This is a genomic window from Rhizobium sp. CB3171, from assembly GCF_029714265.1.
In the GTDB taxonomy this organism is placed as follows: domain Bacteria; phylum Pseudomonadota; class Alphaproteobacteria; order Rhizobiales; family Rhizobiaceae; genus Rhizobium.
The window spans coordinates 3,041,954-3,060,568 of sequence record NZ_CP121652.1 but is presented as its reverse complement, the minus strand read 5'-3'; the positions used below and the strand labels follow the sequence as shown (position 1 = coordinate 3,060,568).

Genomic DNA, 18,615 nt, shown 5'->3' with positions numbered 1-18,615 from the left:
AAAATTCCGCAATTGCCGACGCGCGGATTCTGCACATTGGGGAGGTCATGGTGTTTCATCCGAAGCTATTCGAAAATCGCAATGTCGTCGTCACCGGCGCCGGCCGTGGCATCGGGCTGGAGGTGGCGCGGCAGTTTCTCGATTGCAGTGCGCGCGTTCTCGTCCATGTCGGCCGCGACCCCGGCCGTGAGCTGCCGGATTTTCTGTTGGAGGCCGAACTCGATCGTCGCGCCTTTCTCGTTCCCGCTGATTTCACCAGTGAAAGCGGCACCAGGGACTTTGCTCTCGCCGCCGCTGATGTGTTCGACCGCATCGATGTGCTGGTCAACAATGCCGGTACCATGGTCGGCCGCTTTCCGGCCGGCGAATTGACCGACGAGTGGTATGACCGGATTGTCCAGCTCAACCAGACCTCGGTCGTCGAGGTGACCAGGGCGCTGTTGCCGCTGTTGCGGGCGGCCGGGCAGGCGGCGATCGTCAATACGGTCTCGATCTCGGCTTTGACCGGCGGCAGTCCTGGGTCGGCGATCTATTCCGCCTCCAAGGCTTTCGTTGCCACCTACTCGAAGGCTTTGGCGCGCGAGCTGGCGCCGGACGGGATCCGGGTGAATTGCGTATCGCCGGGAACCATCGCCACCGATTTCCACGAGCGGTATTCGTCGAAGGAAAAACTCGAACAGACCCGCCGGTCGATCCCGTTGCAGCGTCTGGGCACAGCGGAGGATTGCGCGCCTGCCTATCTCTTCCTCGCCGCGCCAACGCTCTCCGGCTACATCACCGGCCAGGTGATCGAGATCAATGGAGGACAGCTTATCTGCTGATAATCGGACCTTTTTTGGTGTTCTGCGACCTTTTGAACCAGCTTATGGATTCATAATATTATAAACATATCTCTATGTGAGTTATCACTAGAGGCCATCCTATGTCGCTGTCTCCACCGCCTGGCGGTGCTGCCGAGCATAATGTCGAGGAACTGACGGCGGAGGCCCGGCGGGCGAGCATTTTGTTGAAGGCTCTGTCGCACGAGACGCGGCTGATCATCCTCTTCATGCTGGCCACTGGCGAAAAGACCGTTACGGAGATCGAGGGGTTGCTCGGTCTGCAGCAGGCGGTGGTTTCTCAGCATCTGGCGCGGCTTCGCCTGGAAAAGCTGGTCGATACGCGTCGCGAAGGCCGGCTCATCTATTATGCTGTCGCCAGTTCTGAAATCTGCGCCGCAATCAATTCGCTGCAAAAAATCTTCTGCACGGGCGATTGCTGAAACGTCCTCCTCGGGCTGTCAGGCTTGAGCCGCGACTGCCGACTGGCCTCTGCGTTTATTCGGAAATTTCCGAAGCCTCGTTTTGGCCTTCAATTCATCATCGTATCGTCAACTGCCTGACATGACAGTGTTATGCAGGGCCGCTAATACTCCCTTATAAGATAAAAGGAGGATAGGCCGTGCAGAATAGTGAAATGACGATTTCGGAAGTTCTGCGAGATCCGATGATCCGCCAGATGCTCCGTGCCGATCGCGTATCGTTGAGCGACTTTGCGAAACTTCTGGAAAAAACGGCCCGTGCGAGAAATGCTGCCTCTGCCGAACAGGATGCGATACCGTTTATCCCTCGCGTTTTCATTGAGCGCTCATCGGCTGGTGGCGAGACCGCTCTCTAGGGAATTTTCGGAGGGGCACGATTTCCGACGACAGCAGTAGAAGCTAGTGAATGCAGCCGGATTTGGCGAAAGCCTTTCCGGCTGCATTCTTACTTGCGCCTTCAGAGGCAGGAACGGGGTGTGATTGCCGGAGGAGTGCGGTGAACCGCCCCAATGCCTCACTTCTATTTTCCAATGTTGCGCTGATGCCCTGGCCCGTTTAACTCTCGCATTCAGGAGAGTTAAATGATCGATAAGCTGGAATTCTTCATCGCGCTTGCCAACCAGAAGCATTTCGGCCGTGCTGCGGAGGAATGCGGGGTGACGCAGCCGACATTGTCGGCGGCGATCAGGCAGTTGGAGGATCAGCTCGGCGTCATGCTCGTCAGCCGCGGCTCGCGCTTTCAGGGGCTCACGCCGGAGGGCCAGCGGGTGCTGGAATGGGCGCGACGCATCGTCGGCGATACCAGAACCATGCGCGAGGAAATGCGGGCTGCGCGCAAGGGGCTTGCCGGCCATCTCCGCATCGCCGCCATTCCGACGGCGCTTGCCATGGTGCAGAAGATCACCGCGCCGTTTCAGGAGCGGCATCCCGACGTCACCTTCTCCATTACCTCGCGCAATTCGCTGCAGGTGCTGAGCCTGCTTGAAAACCTCGAGATCGATGCCGGCATCACCTATCTGGAAAACGAGCCGCTCGGCCGCGTCACCAGCGTGCCGCTTTATGCCGAGCGCTATCATCTGATAACGGCGGCCGGCAGTCCGCTGGCGGAGCGCACAAGCGTAACGTGGAAGGAAGTGGGCGATCTTCGGCTTTGTCTATTGACGGCCGATATGCAGAACCGCCGGATCATCAACCGGCATCTCGGCGAAGCCGGCGCGACCGCCCGGCCGACGCTGGAATCCAATTCGATGATCGTGCTGTTTTCCCATGTCCAGACCGGACGCTGGGCGAGCATCATGCCGAAGAATATCGCCGATTCCTTCGGCTTTCCGGCCGATATTCATAAGATCCCCATCACGGAGCCGGAGGCGGAGCATCTCGTCGGCCTGGTGGCCACCCATCGCGAACCGTTTACGCCGCTTGTCTCCGCTTTGCTGCACGAGGCACGATTGCTGGCCGAAGGTAATAAGAGTCGATAGGAGTTTTCTATCGACTGACGGGATTACCTTATTGATCCCCCGCCTCTTCCTTGCGATTTTTGTTTGGTGAGCACGCGTCGACGCCTGTTTACGGAGGAAAGCCTGGGAGGGCTGCATATGAATTTGCATCTTGGTTCGGGCGAGATCGCGGCCCGCGCCGGCGTTATCATCGACAGCATGAAGTCGATGGAAGGTCCGCTCCTGCCGATCCTGCACGGGATCCAGGAGGAATTCGGTTATGTGCCGCAGGATACGCTTCCGTTGATCGCCCAGGCCCTGAACCTATCGCGCGCCGAAGTGCATGGCGTGATGACCTTCTACCATGATTATCGCGATCATCCCGCTGGCCGTCATGTCCTGAAGCTCTGTCGTGCCGAAGCCTGTCAGTCGATGGGCGGCGATGCGCTGGCCGAGCACGTCAAGCGGCTGCTTGGTATCGATTTTCACCAGACGACGTTGGATGGCAGCGTGACGCTGGAGCCGGTCTACTGTCTCGGCCTCTGCGCCTGCGCGCCGTCGGCGATGCTGGACGGCGAGCTGCACGGCCGCCTGGACGATGAGGCCGTCGAAGATCTCGTGAAGGAGGCGCGCCGATGACGGTGAAGATTTACATTCCCCGCGATGCTGCCGCTCTTTCCCTCGGTGCCGAAAAGGTGGCGAAGACGGTCGCGCAGGAGATCGCCAGCCGGGGTCTTGATGCGCAGATCGTGCGCAACGGCTCGCGCGGCATGTTCTGGCTGGAGCCGCTGGTCGAGGTTGAAGTCGACGGCAAGCGTATCGGTTATGGGCCGGTGAAGGCCGAGGACGTGGCTGATATTTTCGATGCCGGGCTGATCACCGGCGGCGCTCATCCGCTCTGTCTTGGGGAGGTCGAAAACCTCCCATTCCTCAAGGAACAGACCCGTCTCACTTTCGCCCGTTGCGGCATCACAGATCCTCTTTCACTGGAAGACTATGAAGCCCATGGCGGTCTGAAGGGGTTGCGTCGCGCCGTCGACATGGCGGCAGGCGATATCGTCAAGGAAGTCACCGATTCCGGCCTGCGCGGTCGCGGCGGTGCAGGTTTCCCGACCGGTATTAAATGGAAGACGGTGCTCGACGCGCCGGGCGACCGCAAATACATCGTCTGCAATGCTGACGAGGGCGACAGCGGCACCTTCGCCGACCGTATGATCATGGAAGGCGATCCCTTCGTGCTGATCGAGGGCATGGCGATCGCCGGCCTAGCGACCGGCGCGACCAAGGGTTTCGTCTACACGCGCTCGGAATATCCGCATGCGATTGCCGTCATGACCGAGGCGGTCGAGATCGCCAGAGCTGCCGGCATTCTCGGCGCCTCGGTGCTTGGCTCCGGCAAGGCCTTCGATATGGAGATCCGCAGCGGTGCCGGCGCCTATGTTTGTGGCGAGGAAACGTCGCTGCTCAACAGCCTGGAAGGCAAGCGCGGCGTTGTGCGCGCCAAGCCGCCGCTGCCGGCGCATAAGGGCCTGTTCGACTGTCCGACCGTCATCAACAATGTCATTTCGCTCGCCTCCGTCCCAGTCATCATGGACAAGGGGGCTGCCTTCTACCGCGATTTCGGCATGGGCCGTTCGCGCGGCACCATTCCTCTCCAGATCGCCGGCAACGTCAAATATGCTGGCCTCTATGAGACGGCCTTCGGCCTATCGCTTGGCGATATCGTCGACAGGATCGGCGGCGGCACGAGGTCTGGCAGGCCGGTGAAGGCGGTGCAGGTCGGCGGGCCTCTAGGGGCTTATTTCCCTCGCAAGCTCTTCGATACGCCTTTCGACTATGAAGCCTTTGCGGCCAAGGACGGGCTGATCGGCCATGCCGGCATCGTCGTCTTCGACGATACGGCCGACATGTTGAAGCAGGCGCGTTTCGCCATGGAATTCTGCGCGGTGGAAAGCTGCGGCAAGTGCACGCCCTGCCGTATCGGCTCGATCCGCGGTGTCGAGACGGCAGACAAGATCGCACGCGGCATCGAGCCGGAACAGAACCGGGCGCTGCTTGCCGATCTCTGCAACACGATGAAATTCGGCTCGCTTTGCGCACTCGGCGGGTTCACGCCCTATCCGGTCATGAGCGCGATGACGCATTTTCCGGAGGATTTCTCTCCGGTTCCCCTGATTGAAGCGGCGGAGTAAGACCAGATGTCCCTTGTTTCCGAAATCGATTACGGCACTCCAGCCTCCCGCTCCGAAAGTATGGTGTCCTTGACCATCGACGGGCAGCAAATCACCGTGCCGGAAGGCACCTCGGTCATGCGCGCGTCGAGAGAAGCCGGGATCATGGTGCCGAAGCTGTGCGCCACCGACATGATCGATGCCTTCGGCTCCTGCCGCCTCTGTCTGGTGGAGATCGAGGGAAGGGCAGGCACGCCGGCTTCCTGCACGACGCCGGTGGTGCCGGGCATGGTGGTACACACACAGACAGGCCGGTTGAAGGATATTCGCCGCGGCGTGATGGAGCTTTATATCTCCGACCATCCGCTCGACTGCCTGACCTGCGCCGCCAATGGCGATTGCGAATTGCAGGACATGGCGGGCGCTGTCGGTCTGCGCGACGTGCGCTATGGCTACGACGGCGACAATCACGTCAAGGCACGCAACAACGGCGACATCAATCAGAAATGGATGCCGAAGGACGAGTCCAATCCCTATTTCACCTATGATCCGTCGAAATGCATCGTCTGCTCCCGTTGCGTGAATGCCTGTGAGGAGGTGCAGGGCACCTTCGCGCTGACTATCGAGGGCCGCGGTTTTGGCTCGCGCGTCTCGGCGGGCATGCACGAGCATTTCATCGATTCGGAATGCGTTTCCTGCGGCGCTTGCGTGCAGGCTTGCCCGACCGCGACTCTGACCGAGAAATCGGTGATTTCGATCGGCCAGCCGGAACACTCCGTCGTCACCACCTGCGCCTATTGCGGCGTCGGCTGCTCGTTCAAGGCGGAAATGCGCGGCGAGGAACTGGTACGCATGGTGCCCTGGAAGGACGGCCAGGCCAATCGCGGCCATTCCTGCGTCAAGGGCCGCTTCGCCTATGGCTATTCGACCCACAAGGACCGCATCCTCAATCCGATGGTTCGCGAGAAGATCAGCGATCCCTGGCGGGAAGTCACCTGGGATGAGGCCTTTGCCCACATCGCCACGGAGTTCAAGCGCCTGCAATATCAATACGGCCGCGACTCCATCGGTGGCATCACCTCGTCGCGCTGCACCAATGAGGAGACCTACCTCGTGCAGAAGCTGGTGCGCGCCGGCTTCGGCAACAACAATGTCGATACTTGCGCCCGCGTCTGCCATTCGCCAACCGGCTACGGCCTGGGCCAGACCTTCGGCACTTCGGCCGGCACGCAGGATTTCGACAGCGTCGAACATTCCGATGTCGTCGTCGTCATCGGCGCCAATCCGACGGACGGCCATCCGGTCTTCGGTTCGCGGCTGAAGAAGCGGCTGCGCCAGGGCGCCAAGCTTATCGTCATCGATCCCCGCCGCATCGATCTGGTGCGCACGCCGCATGTCGAGGCGAGCTATCACCTGCCGTTGAAGCCGGGCACCAATGTCGCCATGCTGACGGCGCTCGCCCATGTCATCGTCACTGAAGGCTTGTTCGACGAGAAATTCATCCGCGAACGCTGCGACTGGTCCGAATTCGAGGATTGGGCTGCCTTCGTCGCCGAGCCGCAGCATAGCCCGGAGGAGACGGAAAAGTTCACCGGCGTTCCCGCCGATCTCGTGCGTGGCGCGGCCCGCCTCTATGCCAAGGGCGGCAATGGCGCGATCTATTACGGCCTTGGCGTCACTGAGCACAGCCAGGGCTCGACGACCGTTATGGCGATCGCCAATCTCGCCATGGCGACGGGCAATATCGGCCGTCCGGGCGTCGGCGTGAACCCGTTGCGCGGCCAGAACAATGTGCAGGGCTCCTGCGACATGGGGTCCTTCCCGCATGAGCTGCCGGGCTATCGCCACATCTCCGACGATGCGACGCGTGACATCTTCGAAAAGCTCTGGGGCGTAAAGCTCAACAACGAGCCCGGTCTGCGCATCCCCAACATGCTTGATGCCGCCGTCGATGGCACCTTCAAAGGCATCTACATCCAAGGTGAGGATATTCTGCAGTCCGATCCGGACACCAAGCATGTCGCCGCCGGCCTTGCCGCCATGGAATGCGTCGTCGTTCACGACCTCTTCCTGAATGAGACGGCCAACTACGCCCACGTCTTCCTGCCGGGCTCGACCTTCCTCGAAAAGGACGGCACCTTCACCAATGCCGAGCGTCGCATCAATCGCGTGCGCAAAGTCATGACCCCACGCAACGGCTATGGGGATTGGGAAGTGACGCAGAAGATGGCGCAGGCCATGGGCCTTGCCTGGAACTATACGCATCCGTCCGAGATCATGGACGAGATCGCCGCGACCACGCCGAGCTTCGCGCTTGTCTCCTATGACTATCTGGAAAAGATGGGCTCGGTGCAGTGGCCATGCAACGAGAAGACGCCTCTTGGCTCGCCGATCATGCATGTCGATGGTTTCGTGCGCGGCAAGGGCAAGTTCATCCGCACGGAATATGTCGCGACCGACGAACGCACCGGCCCGCGCTTCCCGCTGCTGCTCACCACGGGGCGTATTCTCAGCCAGTACAATGTCGGCGCACAGACGCGGCGGACGGACAATGTTGTCTGGCATGCGGAGGACCGGTTGGAGATCCATCCGCACGATGCCGAACAGCGCGGCATTCGCGACGGCGATTGGGTCAAGCTCGCCAGCCGCTCGGGCGACACGACGCTGCGCGCGCTGATCACCGATCGCGTGGCCCCCGGCGTCGTCTACACGACCTTCCATCATCCGGACACGCAGGCGAATGTCATCACTACCGACTATTCCGACTGGGCGACCAATTGTCCGGAATACAAGGTGACGGCGGTGCAGGTCTCGCCCTCCAACGGCCCGTCGCAATGGCAGATCGACTATGACGAACAAGCGCGGCAATCGTGCCGGATTGCTGGGAAGCTGGAGGCAGCGGAGTGATATCCGATGGATTGACCCCTTCTCCCCGTCGGGGAGAAGGAAGGGTCGCCACATGACCCGTTTCACCCCCACCACGACCGTCCCCGAAACTGCCCGCCGCAATGGCCTGGTACGCTCGGGTACGCGCACCGTGCCGGAAGAAGTTCCGATTGCCTTTTCCTATGGCGGCACGTCGCATGCGGTGATGATGGGTACGCCTGCCGATATCGAGGATTTTGCGGTCGGCTTCAGCCTGACCGAGGGCATCATTACCAATGTCGATCAGATAGCCGCGATCGAGCCGATAGAGGACGAGCGGGGGATCGATATGCAGATCACTCTGGTCGATGACGCGGCCGATGCGCTGCGCGTCCGGCGACGGCATATGGCCGGGCCGGTCGGCTGTGGGCTCTGTGGCATCGAATCGATCGAGCAGGCGGTGCGCGAGGTGCCGGATGTTTCAAAGGTCGCTCTGACAATCTCGTATGGGGATATCGTCAAAGCGGTCGCTCTTTTGAGCGACGCGCAGGTGTTGAACCATGAGACCCGCGCCGTGCATGGGGCGGGCTTTTATATTGCGGCCGAGGGATTGATCGCCGTGCGTGAAGATGTCGGGCGCCATAATGCGTTGGACAAGCTCTGCGGCGCCGTCATCCGTTCCGGCCATAAGGGATCCGACGGCGTCGTTGCCGTCACCAGCCGCTTGTCGGTCGAGATGGTGCAGAAGGCTGCGATACTGGGCAGCTCCGTCCTCATTGCCATTTCCGCGCCGACCGCACTTGCCATCCGCACCGCCGAAGAAGCCGGCATGACGCTGGTAGCACTGGTGCGCGGCGACGATTTCGAGATTTTCACCCATCCGCAGCGCATTACCCCAGGGAGCATAGCCGATGTCGCCTGACGAAACACCCCACGGCAAAACGTCAGCCAAGCTCGTCTATATGGCGAACCAGATCGCCACTTTCTTCAAAACGCAGCCAGCCAACGAGGCGGCACAGGGCGTTGCGACGCATATCAATAAATTCTGGGATCCGCGGATGCGGCGGCAGTTTTTCGAAATAATTGATAATGGAAATAGTGGATTGGATCCCTTGGTGCTGGAGGCAGCCCCATTGATCCATAGGCCGGAGCCAGTCAAGCAAGACTGATCCGGTCAAATATTAGATATTCTGAATAAGAAGGGAGGATGGCGGAGTCTGCCTGTTAATACAATTTAAAGTAGAATACTTTGGAAGTTCCAGTCTCTGAATCAAGGAGGAGTTGTTCATGACGACTGCGGAAACAGATATTTCAAGAGAACAGATAACTTCAGGTTTGCTCGATCGCGAGCGGATTATCGCCAAACCCGGTTTCAATCGATGGCTGGTGCCGCCGGCAGCTCTGGCGATCCATCTTTGCATTGGCATGGCTTATGGTTTCAGCGTCTTCTGGCTGCCATTGTCGAAAGCGCTCGGCATTTCGACGCCGCCGGCCGAATGCGCTGGCCTCAATCTTCTTTCCGCCCTCGTCACCACGAGCTGCGATTGGCGCGTCAGCGATCTCGGCTGGATCTATACCTTGTTTTTCGTATTGCTGGGCTCTTCCGCTGCCATTTGGGGCGGCTGGCTGGAGCGGGTCGGGCCGCGCAAGGCAGGTGTCGTCTCCGCTTGCTGCTGGTGCGGCGGCATTCTGGTTGCCGCGATCGGCGTCACCTTCCATCAGCTTTGGCTGATGTGGATCGGCGCCGGCGTCATCGGCGGCGTCGGTCTCGGTCTCGGCTACATCTCGCCGGTATCGACGCTGATCAAATGGTTTCCCGATCGGCGCGGCATGGCGACGGGCATGGCTATCATGGGCTTCGGGGGAGGAGCGATGATCGGCGCGCCGCTCGCCAACCTGCTGATGACCAGCTTCCGCAGCGACGGTTCAGCCGGAGTCTGGCAGACATTCGTCGTCATGGCGGCGATCTACTTCGTCTTCATGATGGGCGGCGCCTTCGGCTACCGCCTGCCGCCGGCCGGCTGGCGCCCGGATGGATGGACGCCGCCCGCCGCCAAGAGCACGATGATCACGACCAAGCACGTGCATCTGCGCGACGCCCATAAGACCAAGCAGTTCTGGCTGATCTGGGCTGTGCTATGCCTCAACGTCTCTGCCGGAATCGGCGTCATCGGCATGGCTTCGCCGATGCTGCAGGAGATCTTCGGTGGTGCGCTGATCGGTCTGCCGGATGTGAAATTCGCCGTTCTCAGCAAGGATCAGGTGGCCGCCGTCGCTGCGATCGCCGCGGGCTTTGCCGGTCTCCTGTCGCTCTTCAATATCGGCGGTCGCTTCTTCTGGGCATCCTTGTCCGATAGAATCGGCCGCAAGAACACCTATTATTGCTTCTTCGTTATCGGCATCGCGCTCTATGTCCTTGCGCCGTGGGCAGCGGGCATTCACAGCAAGGTTCTGTTCGTGGGTGCCCTTTGCATCATCCTGTCGATGTATGGCGGCGGCTTCGCCACGGTTCCCGCCTATCTCGCCGATATCTTCGGCACGCAGTTCGTCGGCGCGATCCATGGCCGGTTGCTCACCGCCTGGGCGACGGCCGGCATCATCGGTCCGGTGGTGGTCAACTATATCCGCGAGGCGCAGAAGGCCGCCGGTGTCGAAGGCGCGCAGCTTTACAGCTTCACCATGTATATCCTCGCCGGCATGTTGGCGTTGGGTCTGATCGCCAACTCGCTGGTGAAGCCGCTTTCGGACAAATGGTTCATGTCGGATGGCGAGGTTGCTGCCTTGCAGGCGAGAACCGCCGCCGCGAACGCCGGCCCCACCGGTTCCTTCGGCATCGGCACGGGCGGCCTCGACGCCAAGGCACTGATCGCCTGGGCGATCGTCGGCATCCCGCTGCTCTGGGGCGTCTGGGTGACGATCAAGAGCACATACGCGCTGTTTGGCTGAACCCCGGCACGGCGACTATATGCAGAAGCCGTCCCGGAAAACCGGGGCGGCTCTATTCATAGAGAATGGTATGAAGAACGAGCGTTTAGGCGGCGAGTTCTTCCGTTTCGTTTTCCTTGAACATCTTGGCGAGGTTCAGGAAGCAGATCATGCCGCTTTCGGTGGCGATGATGCCTTCGCAGAAGGCGCGATCGAAGGAAGCGGTGACTTCGGGGACCGGCTGGACCTGACTCGAGGAGATCGTCAGGATGTCGGAAACGCGGTCGACCAGCATGCCGATGACCATGTTGTGGACTTCGGCGACGACGATGGCGCTGCGCTCGTTTGCGACCGTGCTCTTCATGCCGAGCTTGTAGGCGAGGTCGATGATCGGAATGACCGAGCCGCGCAGGTTCATGACGCCGATGACATCGGCCGGCGCATGCGGGATCGGCGTCGACGGCGCCCAGCCGCGGATTTCGCGGATCGTGGTGGTCTTGACGCAGAACTCCTGATCATGAAGCCGGAAGGCAATGATCTCCAAGGTGTCGCCGCTGAAGCTGGTGGAATTGATCGTGGCCATGAACATTCTTCCCATTCAAGTATGGCGCCAAAACTGACGCGTTATCATGAGAATAACGCAAGAATGTTGCTCAAACCTAAACCTGCCGAAGAGATTTCGGCAGGATATACTTTAGGTACTTCTCAAGATCTCGCCTATCGGGCCAGGACCTTGTCGATCTGTTCCAGTGCCCAATCGACCTGATCGCGGGTGATGACCAGGGGCGGCGCAAGGCGGATCGTGTGGTCGTGCGTGTCCTTGGCGAGCAGGCCGAGATCCTTGAGCTGGTAGCAATATTGCCGCGCGCCGCCGGCTTCCGGCACCAGCTCCACCGCCATCATCAAGCCACGGCCGCGGACGTCCTTGACGATATTCGAGCGGATCGAGCGCAGCCCCTCGAGGAAATAATCGCCCATAACAGCGGCGTTCTCGATCATGCCCTCCTCGGTCAGGACGCGCAGTGCGGCGCGAGCGACGGCGCAGGCCAGCGGATTGCCGCCGAAGGTGGAACCATGCTGGCCGGGCTTCAGGACGCCGAGCACTTCTGAATTGGAAAGCACGGCGGAAACGGGATAGAAGCCACCCGACAGAGCCTTGCCGATCAGCGTCACGTCGGCCTCGATGCCCTCATGCTCCTCGGCGAGCAGCTTACCCGTGCGGCCGAGGCCGGTCTGGATCTCATCGAGGATGAGGGTAACGTTGTTGACGGTGCAGAGTTCGCGCACGCGGGTGAAGTAGCCGGGCGCGGGAATGATGACACCGGCCTCGCCCTGGATCGGCTCGATCAGCGCTGCGACGGTGTTTTTGTTGATCGCGGCAGCAAAGGCCTCAGCATCGCCGAAAGGAACGGTGCGGAAGCCCGGCGTATAGGGGCCGAAGCCGGTGCGGGCATCCGGATCGGTCGAGAAGCTGATGATGCTGAGCGTCCGGCCGTGGAAATTGTTGGAGCAGACGATAATCTCGGCCTGGTTTTCCGGAACGCCCTTCACCTCATAGCCCCATTTGCGCACCGCCTTGATCGCGGTTTCGACGGCTTCGGCGCCGGAGTTCATCGGCAGGATCTTGTGCGAGCCGGTCAGCGCCGCCAGCTCCTCGTAGAGATAGGCGAGCTGGTCGTTGCGGAAGGCGCGGGAGGTGAGCGTCAGCTTGCCGGACTGCTCGATCATCGCCTCGCGGATTTTCGGATGGCAATGCCCCTGGTTGACCGCGGAATATGCTGACAGGCAATCGAGGTAGCGCTTGCCGTCGGTGTCCCAGACATAGACACCTTCGCCGCGGGTCAGCACGACATCGAGCGGCTTGTAATTATGGGCGCCGAGGCGCTGTTCAGTGGCGATAAGATCGGTTGATGCGCTCATGGTAAGTTCCCCCCGAGAATTATGCCGCCCGTGTCGGGCGATCGAAAATGCGTCGTCCGAAGAGGCTCGCCGCCATCTCCACCAGGACGCGGGCGCTCTTGCCGCGGTCGTCGAGGAAGGGATTGAGCTCGACCAGATCGAGCGACGAGACGAGGCCGCTGTCGGACAGCATTTCCATGATGAGATGGGCTTCGCGGAAGGTCGCGCCACCCGGCACCGTCGTCCCGACACCGGGCGCGATGTCCGGATCGAGGAAATCGACATCGAAGCTGACATGCAGCAGGCCGTTGGCAGCGCTGATGGTGTCGAGCACCTGGCGCATGATGGCTGCCACGCCCTGCTCGTCCAACGAGCGCATATCGAAGACGTTGACGCCATGCTCGCGGATTTCCTGGCGCTCGTGCGGGTCGACGGAGCGTATGCCGACCTGGAATACCTTCTTCGGATCGACCAGCGGACGGGAGGCCGGGAGGATATCGGCAATCTCCGCTTCGCCGCAGAAGAAGGCGACCGGCATGCCGTGAATATTGCCCGATGGAGATGTGGCCGGCGAATTGAAGTCCGAATGCGCGTCGAGCCAGAGCACGAACAGCGGCCGGCCGACCTCAGCCGCATGGCGCGCCATGCCGGAGACGCTGCCCATGGAAAGGCTGTGATCGCCGCCGAGGATCAGCGGGAAGCCGCCCGATGAGGCAACTTCGTAAACCTTGGCTTCCAGAGCGCGGGTGAAGGCGCCAACGGTCTTCAGATTATGCGCTTTCGGATGGTCCGGCAGGTCGGCGGCGGGGGCCGGATGCAGGTCGCCGCTGTCGGTGACGCGATGGTCGAGCTCGGTCAGCATCGTCTCGATGCCGGCGATGCGCAGAGCCGTCGGGCCCATGCCGGCGCCGCGGCGGCCGGAGCCTTCCTCGAGCGGAACGCCGATCAGCGTGATGGATGTGGATTCTACGTTCATCGGCGGTCCTCCGTTCAGCGCATAAACCCGAAAAGTGCAGAGCGACTTTCGAAAGGGCTTATGCGCGATCCAAGATATATGTTGGCTGTCGGTGTCGATTATCAGCGACGGAGATGACAGCAAAAAGATGGAAAATTGTCAAAAATTGAGTAGTCTTCGACAGTTTGACAAATGCCATTTAGCAGAATGATAAGTCCATGGATGATCTCGATCGTGACCTCCTGAGTGCCTTGCGCCACAACGCCCGCACCTCCGTCTCGTCGCTTGCGGCAGCGACCGGCGCCTCACGCGCCACGGTGACGGCGCGCATCGAACGGCTGGTCGACAATGGCACCATCACCGCCTTTACCATCAGAACCGGCCACGAGGCCCGCTCCGCCGGGGTGCGCGCCATCGTCATGATCGAGGTGCTCGGCAAATTGGCGGATAAGGTCGCCGATCAGCTTCGCGGCCTGCCGCAGGTGAGGGCACTGCACAGCACCAACGGAAAATGGGATTTCATCGCCGAACTGGAAGACCGCGACCTCGCCTCCTTCGACGAAACGCTGCGCCGGATCCGCTTGATCAACGGCATCAACACGACGGAGTCCAATATCCTGCTGAAGACGAGCAAGATGGGATTTTAAACATTCTTTCCAAGGAGGCACCACCCGCCCTCGCCCTTTGAGGCTCCAGCCCTCTTCGACAAGCCCAGGAGGCTTGCGGGTGAGGACTGATCTCTTGCGCGCCCCAAAACTCTCTCAACCTCACCCTGGGGTACTTTGACGTTTAAGCGTCAGCGAAAGCGACAAGGCCTCGAAGGGCGAGGTGGCCGCGGATTGGCTTGAGCAGAAAGTCGTGTGATCTCCTCAATACTCATGCTCATAAACGATCCCGGCTTCGCCCGCGCCGTCCGAGCCGGCTGCGCCCCGTAGCTTAACGCCGCGGCCTACGTCGAGGTTGATGATCGCCTTGGTGTTGTTGGAGGCGCCCTGCTGCAGCTCGATATAGGTGCGTTTGTTCAGATATTTGCCGGCGCCAACCTGGGCCTGGCCTTTTGAGTCCGTCGTGATGTCGAGATCGTCGACCCCGAGATGGCTGCGCAGGCCCTCGAACAAGGAGGTGGAGCGACCGCCGGCGAGCTGGCTTGCGGCATCGGCGAGCTGGGCGATCTGCAGCGCTGAAAGCTTCGACATCGACTGGCCGAAGATCAGTTGCGCCAGCACCTCGTCCTGCGGCAGGGCAGGCGAGGAGGAAAAGCTGATCTTCGGGTCGGTGGCCAAACCCGTGACGTCGACGGTGATGGTTGTGGAATTCACGGTCGACGTGGCTTCCATGTCGAGGGCAGGCGTCAGGTCGCCACCGAAGGTGATCTTGCTGCTGTTGGTGAAATCCAGGCGGCGGCTGAGGATGGTCAGGCGCCCGCGCCGCATGGTGAAGCCGCCGGAGACGATCGGATTGGCGGCCGTGCCGCGAACGGTGATGTTGCCGCCGAGTTCCGCGTCGATGCCGCGGCCGCGGACGAAAATCTGCGCGGGTGCGTCAAGCTGCAGGTCGATGCCGAGCGTGGTGGACTTATCGCGCGGGCCTTGAGGCTTCTGGTCCCTGAACTGGGCGCTGACGGCGGCGGGTGCGTTCTTGTGTTTGATATTGATCTCGGAGAGCGAGGCCGGCAGCTTTTCCGGCACGGTGATTGATGCCTTGTTGAGCCTCAGACTTCCGGTGAGCGCCGGTGCGGTCAGCAACGGCCCCTTGATGTTGAGGGTGCCATTGATGGTTGCGGTCACCAGCGTGCCGTCGACATAGGTGGCATCGTTGAATTTCAACTGGATGTCGGCGGGAAAGCCGCTGTCCGGAACAATGCCGACCGTGCCGCTTGCCGATACGCTGCCGCCGCTGGCGAGATTGCCGTTGAGCCGCGAGATCACCGCCTGCCTGCCGTCGAGCGTGACGGTGACGGCGAGGCCGTTGAGGGTGAGATTGCGACGGACATCGACGAGTTTGGAGCCGTCGGTGGTGATCGTGCCTGTGACGGCAGGTGCGGCGGTCGTGCCGGCGATCCGTATGTCGATCTTCGCCGTGCCGGTCATGCTGAGGCCCTGCGCGGCAAGCTGCCCGGCCACCGCGTCGAAGGGCAGGGTGCCGGAGAATCTCATCCCCAGGGCCTTGCTGCCGGCAATGGCGACGGTGCCGCCGCCGTTGAGCGCCAGGCCATTCTGGCCGGTAAGGTTCGTGTCGATGGTGACGGTGTTGTTGGCGAACTGGCCGTTCGCCTTGATGCCGAGCGGGCCGAGCCCGGCCGATTTCGTCTGGCTGGTCGCCGCACCGGACCAATTGGTCTGAAAGGCGACGACGGGTGCTGCCGGCTTGCCGGTCACCGTCACCTTGCCGGAGATCGCACCTTCGGCGGCAAGCGTCGGGGCGAAGACATTGGCGAGGCTGGCGGGCAGGTTGGCGATCTCGGCGGTGATATTCAGCGCTTGTCCAGCCGTGCCGTTGACCGTCACCGAACCGCCGCCGGTCTGGATGGTCAGGCCGCTCAGCGATGCCGTGCCGTCTTTGACGACGATCTTGGTCGGCGATGCCAGCTTGACCGGAATGGTGCGCGGCGCGCCGGTGAAATTATCGAGGCTGACGACCGTCTGGCCACCGCCGGTTTCGACATTGCCATTGGCTGTCAGCGGCGCGTTGTCGTAGTTCGATTTGAGATCGAAAACCGTGCGGTTGCCCTGCTGCGTGAAGGTCAGCCCGAGATTGGCAATACGGTTGGCGCCGGAGGCGATGGCGTCGGCGCGGATGCTGCCATTGGCGGAAAAAGCCTTGAGGTCGTCGACGGTCAGCGCGATGGCCGGCTTGTCGATCGAGAGATCGTCGCGGCGAATGCCGCTGCCGTTGGCGTTGACCTTCAGGCCGATCTTGCCATTGGCGTTGGAGAGATCGATTGAGCCTTTGAGATCGCCGTCAGCCTTCTGCCCGGCGAGGGCTGCAAGCAGGCTGAGGTCAGGCAGATCGAAGTTCAACGCGCCTGACGGTTCGAAACTTGGCGAAAGATCCAGCTTGCCCTGCAGCTTGTTGGCGCCGACTTCGACGGCGAGCTTCGGAATGCTGGTGCGGCCGTTCTGCGAGGTCGCATCGGCGGTAATGCTGATCGGTTTGCCCTCGATTGCGCCGCTTGCCTGTATGCTCGCTTGCGGCGCATTCGGATCGGCGGTTCCGGTCAGCGCCACATCGAGCGTGTCCAGCAGGCGGCCGGCCAGCTTGACGTTGACCGCTTTCAGCGTCGCATCGATGCCGAGCGCGGCCAGCGGGCCCTTGGCTTTCAGGCCAATATCCGCTTGTCCTTCGGCATTGGGGACGAGCTTGGAGAGATCGAGCAGTTTGCCGGTGATATCCGATGTCAGCGCCTGGCCATCGAGCGCGGCACTGCCGCTGATTTCGGCAACATTCGATTTCAGGGCCAGGTTGGAGAGGTTCATTTTCGTCGGCACGGTGCCGGCGACCTGGCCCTCAAGCGAGATCGTCCCCTCGAACTTGTCGGACACACCGTCCGGCAGTACGGCGGGCAGCGCAAAGATCTTGAAGTTGCCGGTGAGCGACTTCGATGACAGCGTGTATTTGCCGTTGATGGTGCCGCCGATGCTGGCGCTTTCCAGCGTCGTGTTGTTGAAGCCGATCATGTCGGGCGAGAGTTGCAAGGGCGCCGTCAGCGCGACCGGCGCGCGGATAAGGCGGTTGAGGTCGGGGCTGATGAAGGCCGTCTGGCCGATCACGAGGCGAAGCTGCAGCGGGCCGGAGCCGTTGGTCAGGTTGAAGGCGTCGCTCTTGGCGCTAAGATTCACCTGACCGATCTGGCCCTGCGGCGTGCTGACCCTTTCGAGCGAGGCCTTGGCATCGATCTTCACGGACGGCGCAGCGCCCGTCAGCGCGACATCGACACGCGAAATCATCGCCCGCACTTCGCCGTCTTCCATCGGCCAGCGGAAATCCACAGGCCCCGATGTGCCGAGCAGGTTGGCGTTTAGGCTGTTATTGCCTGAGGGATCGAGCGTGCCGGAAGCGGCGATGACGACGCTGCCGGTGGCGAGATTGCCGGTCTGGATATCGATCTTGCCCTTGCCGTCGAAGGTCGCCGCAAGGTCGATCGTCGTCTGGCCGGCAAAGAGGGGCCGGAAGGTCGGCGGCAGCAATGAATCGACGTCGCCGCCGCCCTTTACGTCGATACGGTGCAGCCCTTCGGCGGAAAGGGCATGATGGCCATTGATCGATACCGTCGGCTTGCCGTCGAGTGCTGCCTGCAGCTTGCCGGTCCAGTTCGATAACGGGCCTTCGCCGGAAAGATTGATATTGATCGCCGGGCCGCCCGGCAGATGCAGCATCCCGGCCAGCATTCCGTCACGCGGTTCGGCGATTTCGGCCTTCAGGTTCAGGCGGTTTTCAGCCGGTGCAAAAGCGATATCGGCGGAGAGCTTGGCGTCCGGAACGTCCTGGCGATTGGCATCGAGGATGAGGTCGACGCTGCTGCTGTTCGCCTTGACGCTGCCGTTGGCGGCAAGCGCGAAATCCTGGCCGGCAACGGCCTGCCCGATGCGAAGATTCGGCAATGCGATGGCGCCGATATCGACGGCGATGGGCAGCGAGAAGCCTTTGCCTTCGTTCGCCGCTGCCTGCTGTTCTGTCGCCGGTTTTGCGGTTGACACCGGCAGGCGTTGAAAATCGACGGCGTCGGCGGCAACGCGGTCGGCATGGAAAGTGCCCGTCAGCAGCGAGACCGGCGACCAGTCGATGGCGAGATTCTGCACCTTCGCGAACGTGCCCTTGGTGTCGGCAACCGCAATCGAGCCGACGCGGAGGTTGCCGGTCAGGAGACCCGACGGCGCGGCGATCGTGATGGTCTGGTCCGGTGTCGAGACGAGCTTCGCCACCTGATTGACGGCATAGTCGGTCGCGGCGGGTACAAAGCCGACAATGAGCACGGCGGCGATCGCAAGCACGAGAATTGCCACGAACGCATAGGCGATGAGGCGCACCAATCTCCCGACAATTCGAATCAACATGCTCATGAGA

15 protein-coding genes are annotated in these 18,615 nt (G+C 61.5%); 11 read left to right on the top strand and 4 right to left on the bottom strand.

What is annotated here, in order from left to right; all coding sequences use genetic code 11:
• The first annotated feature begins 50 nt into the window (after positions 1-50).
• The 10 genes from QA648_RS14870 to QA648_RS14825 all read left to right on the top strand — a co-directional run bounded on the left by QA648_RS14870 (position 51) and on the right by QA648_RS14825 (position 10,718).
• A complete protein-coding gene (locus QA648_RS14870) occupies positions 51-821 on the top strand; it encodes an SDR family oxidoreductase (RefSeq protein ID WP_104825239.1) in 771 nt (256 codons plus the stop codon).
• A 101-nt stretch (positions 822-922) separates the two neighbouring features.
• A complete protein-coding gene (locus QA648_RS14865) occupies positions 923-1,261 on the top strand; it encodes a metalloregulator ArsR/SmtB family transcription factor (protein WP_104824577.1) in 339 nt (112 codons plus the stop codon).
• Positions 1,262-1,440: 179 nt separating this feature from the next.
• Positions 1,441-1,656 carry a hypothetical protein gene (locus tag QA648_RS14860; RefSeq protein WP_104824576.1) on the top strand — a complete coding sequence of 72 codons (216 nt, stop codon included), beginning with the start codon at positions 1,441-1,443 and terminating at the stop codon, positions 1,654-1,656.
• A 225-nt stretch (positions 1,657-1,881) separates the two neighbouring features.
• Positions 1,882-2,778, top strand: coding sequence for a LysR family transcriptional regulator (locus QA648_RS14855; RefSeq protein ID WP_104824575.1), 897 nt, complete (start codon positions 1,882-1,884; stop codon positions 2,776-2,778).
• Positions 2,779-2,895: 117 nt separating this feature from the next.
• The gene (locus QA648_RS14850; RefSeq protein WP_283047758.1) at positions 2,896-3,375 is read left to right on the top strand and encodes a formate dehydrogenase subunit gamma; all 480 of its coding nucleotides are present in this window, start codon (positions 2,896-2,898) and stop codon (positions 3,373-3,375) included.
• Complete coding sequence (locus QA648_RS14845; RefSeq protein ID WP_283047756.1) at positions 3,372-4,928, top strand: NADH-quinone oxidoreductase subunit NuoF; 1,557 nt, start codon at positions 3,372-3,374, stop codon at positions 4,926-4,928. The genes QA648_RS14850 and QA648_RS14845 overlap by 4 nt, the downstream gene beginning before the upstream one ends.
• 6 nt (positions 4,929-4,934) lie before the next feature.
• Positions 4,935-7,814, top strand: coding sequence for a formate dehydrogenase subunit alpha (fdhF, locus tag QA648_RS14840; protein WP_283047754.1), 2,880 nt, complete (start codon positions 4,935-4,937; stop codon positions 7,812-7,814).
• Between the two features lie 52 nt (positions 7,815-7,866).
• Complete coding sequence (fdhD, locus tag QA648_RS14835; RefSeq protein WP_283047753.1) at positions 7,867-8,694, top strand: formate dehydrogenase accessory sulfurtransferase FdhD; 828 nt, start codon at positions 7,867-7,869, stop codon at positions 8,692-8,694.
• Positions 8,684-8,941, top strand: coding sequence for a formate dehydrogenase subunit delta (locus QA648_RS14830; RefSeq protein WP_104824570.1), 258 nt, complete (start codon positions 8,684-8,686; stop codon positions 8,939-8,941). The genes fdhD and QA648_RS14830 overlap by 11 nt, the downstream gene beginning before the upstream one ends.
• Positions 8,942-9,059: 118 nt before the next feature.
• Positions 9,060-10,718: an OFA family MFS transporter gene (locus tag QA648_RS14825; protein WP_283047749.1), complete on the top strand. Its 1,659-nt coding sequence runs from the start codon at positions 9,060-9,062 to the stop codon at positions 10,716-10,718.
• An 85-nt stretch (positions 10,719-10,803) separates the two neighbouring features.
• Here the strand turns inward: QA648_RS14825 and QA648_RS14820 are convergent, their stop codons facing one another.
• From QA648_RS14820 to rocF, 3 genes are all read right to left on the bottom strand, one after another.
• A complete protein-coding gene (locus tag QA648_RS14820; RefSeq protein ID WP_104825238.1) occupies positions 10,804-11,280 on the bottom strand; it encodes a chemotaxis protein CheW in 477 nt (158 codons plus the stop codon).
• Positions 11,281-11,414: 134 nt separating this feature from the next.
• Positions 11,415-12,617 carry an ornithine--oxo-acid transaminase gene (gene rocD / locus QA648_RS14815; protein ID WP_260303182.1) on the bottom strand — a complete coding sequence of 401 codons (1,203 nt, stop codon included), beginning with the start codon at positions 12,615-12,617 and terminating at the stop codon, positions 11,415-11,417.
• A 19-nt stretch (positions 12,618-12,636) separates the two neighbouring features.
• On the bottom strand, positions 12,637-13,572 hold the full coding sequence (gene rocF / locus QA648_RS14810) for an arginase (protein ID WP_283047746.1): 936 nt from the start codon (positions 13,570-13,572) through the stop codon (positions 12,637-12,639).
• 197 nt (positions 13,573-13,769) lie between these two features.
• Here rocF and QA648_RS14805 point away from each other — a divergent pair, with 197 nt between their 5' ends.
• Entirely contained in the window at positions 13,770-14,198 is a 429-nt protein-coding gene (locus QA648_RS14805) for an Lrp/AsnC family transcriptional regulator (protein ID WP_028751246.1), read from the top strand.
• A gap of 222 nt (positions 14,199-14,420) precedes the next feature.
• Here the strand turns inward: QA648_RS14805 and QA648_RS14800 are convergent, their stop codons facing one another.
• Positions 14,421-18,611 (bottom strand): translocation/assembly module TamB domain-containing protein, encoded by a 4,191-nt coding sequence (locus QA648_RS14800; RefSeq protein WP_283047742.1) that lies wholly within the window; start codon positions 18,609-18,611, stop codon positions 14,421-14,423.
• Between the last annotated feature and the right edge of the window lie 4 nt (positions 18,612-18,615).

Bases quoted from the DNA above. Each gene is read 5' to 3' on its own strand.
- QA648_RS14865 (WP_104824577.1), top strand. From the start codon at position 923: ATGTCGCTGTCTCCACCGCCTGGCGGTGCTGCCGAGCATAATGTCGAG.
- QA648_RS14855 (WP_104824575.1), top strand. From the start codon at position 1,882: ATGATCGATAAGCTGGAATTCTTCATCGCGCTTGCCAACCAGAAGCAT.
- QA648_RS14850 (WP_283047758.1), top strand. From the start codon at position 2,896: ATGAATTTGCATCTTGGTTCGGGCGAGATCGCGGCCCGCGCCGGCGTT.
- QA648_RS14845 (WP_283047756.1), top strand. From the start codon at position 3,372: ATGACGGTGAAGATTTACATTCCCCGCGATGCTGCCGCTCTTTCCCTC.
- fdhF (WP_283047754.1), top strand. From the start codon at position 4,935: ATGTCCCTTGTTTCCGAAATCGATTACGGCACTCCAGCCTCCCGCTCC.
- fdhD (WP_283047753.1), top strand. From the start codon at position 7,867: ATGACCCGTTTCACCCCCACCACGACCGTCCCCGAAACTGCCCGCCGC.
- QA648_RS14830 (WP_104824570.1), top strand. From the start codon at position 8,684: ATGTCGCCTGACGAAACACCCCACGGCAAAACGTCAGCCAAGCTCGTC.
- QA648_RS14825 (WP_283047749.1), top strand. From the start codon at position 9,060: ATGACGACTGCGGAAACAGATATTTCAAGAGAACAGATAACTTCAGGT.
- QA648_RS14820 (WP_104825238.1), bottom strand. From the start codon at position 11,280: ATGGCCACGATCAATTCCACCAGCTTCAGCGGCGACACCTTGGAGATC.
- rocD (WP_260303182.1), bottom strand. From the start codon at position 12,617: ATGAGCGCATCAACCGATCTTATCGCCACTGAACAGCGCCTCGGCGCC.
- rocF (WP_283047746.1), bottom strand. From the start codon at position 13,572: ATGAACGTAGAATCCACATCCATCACGCTGATCGGCGTTCCGCTCGAG.
- QA648_RS14805 (WP_028751246.1), top strand. From the start codon at position 13,770: ATGGATGATCTCGATCGTGACCTCCTGAGTGCCTTGCGCCACAACGCC.
- QA648_RS14800 (WP_283047742.1), bottom strand. From the start codon at position 18,611: ATGAGCATGTTGATTCGAATTGTCGGGAGATTGGTGCGCCTCATCGCC.